Annotated in this window: 5 protein-coding genes and 1 pseudogene; all 6 read right to left on the reverse strand. The window is 57.2% G+C overall.

All coding sequences use genetic code 11. The features are described from left to right. Positions 1-3: 3 nt before the first annotated feature. Positions 4-810, reverse strand: coding sequence for an SDR family oxidoreductase (locus tag AWB76_RS38305; RefSeq protein WP_061165274.1), 807 nt, complete (start codon positions 808-810; stop codon positions 4-6). After that, entirely contained in the window at positions 807-1616 is an 810-nt protein-coding gene (locus AWB76_RS38310; RefSeq protein ID WP_061165275.1) for an IclR family transcriptional regulator, read from the reverse strand. The genes AWB76_RS38305 and AWB76_RS38310 overlap by 4 nt, the downstream gene beginning before the upstream one ends. Before the next feature lie 53 nt (positions 1617-1669). Further along, positions 1670-2503: an alpha/beta fold hydrolase gene (locus tag AWB76_RS38315; protein ID WP_061165277.1), complete on the reverse strand. Its 834-nt coding sequence runs from the start codon at positions 2501-2503 to the stop codon at positions 1670-1672. Positions 2504-2557: 54 nt separating this feature from the next. After that, positions 2558-3085 (reverse strand): cupin domain-containing protein, encoded by a 528-nt coding sequence (locus tag AWB76_RS38320; RefSeq protein ID WP_061165278.1) that lies wholly within the window; start codon positions 3083-3085, stop codon positions 2558-2560. Positions 3086-3120: 35 nt separating this feature from the next. Next, positions 3121-3900, reverse strand: a complete 780-nt coding sequence (locus AWB76_RS38325) for an SDR family oxidoreductase (RefSeq protein WP_061165276.1) — start codon at positions 3898-3900, stop codon at positions 3121-3123. Then, positions 3893-4054 (reverse strand): annotated as a pseudogene (locus AWB76_RS40590) (3-phenylpropionate dioxygenase); the annotation flags it as partial. The gene AWB76_RS38325 and the pseudogene AWB76_RS40590, both read right to left, overlap by 8 nt.

Genomic DNA, 4054 nt, shown 5'->3' on the forward strand with positions numbered 1-4054 from the left:
TTATTAGACATGTCGCGCAACGCCTCCAGAAACATCAATATGGCTGCCCGTCGTGTACGACGACAGGCTCGTAGCTAAGAAAAAAATCGCTTTGGCGGCCTCCTCGGGCCGCCCAAATCGACCTAGTGGGATCTCCTTCTCTCGCGCGATCGCAGCCGTCCATTCATCCCACGACTGCTCGCCTTGCGCTTCGGACTGGAAGCGTCGGCGCCACTGGCCCGATTCGACGATTCCTAGAAGGATCGAATTAACCCGGATGCCATCACTAGCGAGTTCGTTCGCCAGCGATTTGGTCAGATTAAGCAAGCCCGCTCGTGCGGACGACGTTGCTACCATGTGCCGCTCGGGTTGCAGCGCCAGAAGTGAATTCACGCAGACAATCGACGGGTTAGGCGAGGCTTGGAGCATCGGCAGAAACGCGCGAGTCGGACGGATGACCCCGAAGTATTTCAGCTCCAATTCCTCGCGCCACTCTTCGTCGAGCGTGCTCGAGAATGTAGAAACGCGCCCCTGCCCCGCGTTGTTGATGAGCATGTCGACACGTCCGAAGCGGCCTCGCATTGCCTCCACAAAGCTCTCGACATCTTCCTTATCCAATACGTCGCATCGTTGAACGAGAAGCCTCCGGTCGTCCCCGTCAGCACAGACCTGAGCAAGCGAAGCTTCTGCACTTTTAAGACGCTCCCAATTGCGCCCGCAAATTCCGACACTGGCACCGGCACCGAGGAGTAGCCGCGCCGCTGCTAGTCCAATTCCAGAACTGCCACCAGTGACCACAGCAACCTGCCCGGATAGATCGAGCTTCATCATTGCAACTCCGCCTGCTCGAGGTATTTACTCGTTGCCTGGGTGCCCCGCGAGAGCCGTCGAGAGATTTCATTTGCAGCGTCTTTCACCTTCCAGATGAGTCCGTCCTCGAGGAGGGCCATGTCGACTTTAGAAGCCGCGACGGTCGCCGTCGCAACGGCTACAAACCTCCCCGTTGCATCGCGAATTGGAGCCGATACCACGGAGATGCCGCTCTCAAATGAAGATTCGCCGATTGAGTAGCCCCGTTTTGCATCTTCTAGTGCTCGTGCGTACAACTCCTCGACCGTACCTGGCGTAAGAGATGTGAAGCGCCGCAGCGTCGGTTCTGGATACAACGACCGGAGCTCTTCAAGAGTGAGATCGGCCATCAGGGCAAAACCGTGGGTGGCTGCATGAGCAGGTAAGCGCGTTCCTACGTTGATCCGGACTGACCTCAACAGCGGGAGCTGACTCTTTGCTCGTGCGACGACAACAATGTCCCGCCCATCACGAATGACCACATGGCAAGCGAGGCCCGTTACATCCCGCAGCGACTCGATCACGGGCTGACCGGTACGTGCAATTTCCATCGACGCTAGGAAGCCGTAACCGAGCTGTAGCACCGCAGGACCAAGGCTGAAATTTCTATCCTTGTCGACTCGCTCTACAAACCTCAAAGACTCGAGCGTTTGAAGAAGGCGAAAAACGGTCGAACGCGGGATTCCGAGCCGCTTCGTCAGCTCCGGTGCCCCGAGCACCGGTTCACGAGCGGAAAACTCCGTCAGCATCTTCAGACCACGCTCGAGTCCTGGCACAGTCTCAGTCATTGGTAGTCCTATGCATCATAGGTTTACAATCAGGCGTCAAGCGTCGCACTCCCCTACCAGCTCTCACATGTGCGGCAGAAGGTTTCGATCAAGTTCGAATACACGCCCGGATGCTCGATGTAACCTGCATGCCCTGCGTGGGGAACGATTTGCAGTGCCACCCCCGCAGCGCGGGCAACCGGCTCGCAAGCCGACGCAGGGGTGATGGTATCTTCCGCGCCAACGGCGACTGCGATTCGACCGTGGAACCCGGATATGTCCGCCGCCAAATCTGCATTTGCGAGCAAATGCGTCGCCTGTTCGTACCCTTCTGGTACGACCTTTGACATGTTCCAATGCACAAATAGACGAGCTTCATCGCTGGCGGCTGACGACAACATATTCGAGGACCTCTCCCTTGCGAGACCTTCGGGGCCAAGCTTCCTGAGCAACTCCAAGCGTCCATTGCGCTTTCCGTCTCGAACAGCGGCACTCGCGCTGCCGTAGCCTCTTGCTGGAGAAAGCAGCAAAAGACCAGCGAGCTTTGACGCGTGCGCTAACGCGAACCCACCAGCGATGATTGCTCCTAGCGAATGCCCCACCAGTACACAGCGTTCTATTTCGATCGCTTCAAGCCATGAGAAAAGCGCTTCTGCGTAATCAGCTGCTACCGGTACGTAAGGTTTCACTGGCGTCGACTCGCCATAACCGGGGGCGTCCCAAGCCACTACGCGCCTGGCCTGCCCTATGCTGTCTAGTTGCTTTGACCACGACGCAGCACCCGAACCGATGCCATGCAGTAAAACCAGCGGGATCGCGTCCTTTCTGTCTTGACCGCCCTCGCGAAAGCTAATCTGACCACCAGGAATATCCACGGATTTTGACGGGTACCCGTGCACTTCCTGCATAAAGTTTTGCGGGAGATTACCCTCGGTATATGCTGGCATCGTGCTGTCCGCAAGTCAGCGTTTCAATTTAGCCAGCGGCGAATCGGGCGGATATGTCGGCGTGATCGGTTTCGGCGACCCCAGCATGACGCACATCAAAGCGTCCTCCTCGCCGACATTGATCTCGCTGCGATACACACCGGGCGGCACGGAAATTAGATCTCTCTCGCCGAGAACGGCCTCCCATGTTTCGCCATCTTTTTCGCAGATGACCTTCATTTTCCCGCGCAGCACGAAGAAGATTTCTTCAACGTCGATGTGAATGTGGCTTGGACCAATGTTGCCGGCTGGAATCACCATAGTCGAAAATGTGAACGAGCCCGCAGGAACGGTGTTGACGTCCTTGGCGACGCCCGTGCCGCCGGTTCCGACGTACCGCATTTGTGCCCGTCGATACGCCGGGTCGTAGTCCGCCTGGAATTTCAGCGCGTCCCAGTCGTATTTTCTTGTCTCGAAAAGCGCTACCCGATTGCTCATCAACTCGGCGAGGCTTCCACCGGCGCGCTGTTCAACGTCCGCAGTCCCGACTTCTGTATCTGCCATTGCTGACTCCTGTAAATTAATCACTTCCAGCTTCTTCAATTAAGAACAAAACCGCCATTGACCGGCAATAGCTGCCCTGTTACGAACCGTGCTGCGTCGGACAACAGGAAGAGGACCGGACCCACTACGTCGCTAGCCATCTGTGAGCGCGCGATTGCTCGCCCTTTCAAGTAGTGTTCGTGCCGCTCGGCTGGAACATAGGCCGTTGCTTCACCCTCGGTCAGACCCGGAGCGATCGCATTAACCGTTATCCCTGCACCGCCAAACTCCCGCGCCAGTGACCGGGTCATTGAAACGACAGCACCTTTGCTCGCAACGTACGCCAGAACGTTAGGCGCACCCCACATTACGGTATCCGATGCAATGTTTACAATGCTGCCACGCTCTGATGCGCGGAGATGGGGCAAAGCCGCGATGCTTGCCAACCAGGTGCCGCGCACGTTGACGTTCATGACCGCGTCCCAAGTCTCGACAGAGAGATCGGCCGCGCCTACACCGCCAGAGTTTGTAATTGCAGCGTTATTCACAAGTCCATCTATGCCACCTAACCGTTCCGCGCATTCCGAAAAGAAATCGTTGACGCTGTGTGGATCGAGGAGATCCAAGTGGGCGAAGTATGCGGATTCTCGCAACGCTCCCATTGATTCGATCAGCGCCCGACTCTCTCGCGTCAGACAATCACCAAATGCGACCGTCGCGCCCGCTTCCAACAAGGAAGTAACGAACGCAGCGCCAAGCCCGCGCGCTCCCCCAGTGACGACTATGCGACGGCCCACTAACGGTGCGGCGCTATAGACCTTGGGCACTTCAGACATGCGAAGCGACCTGCGCTGATGTGGTGTCGATGCCTTCCGGTTTGGGTTGAAAAGCCTGCAGTTGTTCGAGCTGCTGCTGCGCGCGTTGTTTCATCAAGCGGCGTACGCGGGTAATGCCGACGTCGTGCTGATAAAGGAACTCGTGATCTACTGC

The organism is Caballeronia temeraria (genome assembly GCF_001544795.2).
Taxonomy (GTDB): Bacteria; Pseudomonadota; Gammaproteobacteria; order Burkholderiales; family Burkholderiaceae; genus Caballeronia; species Caballeronia temeraria.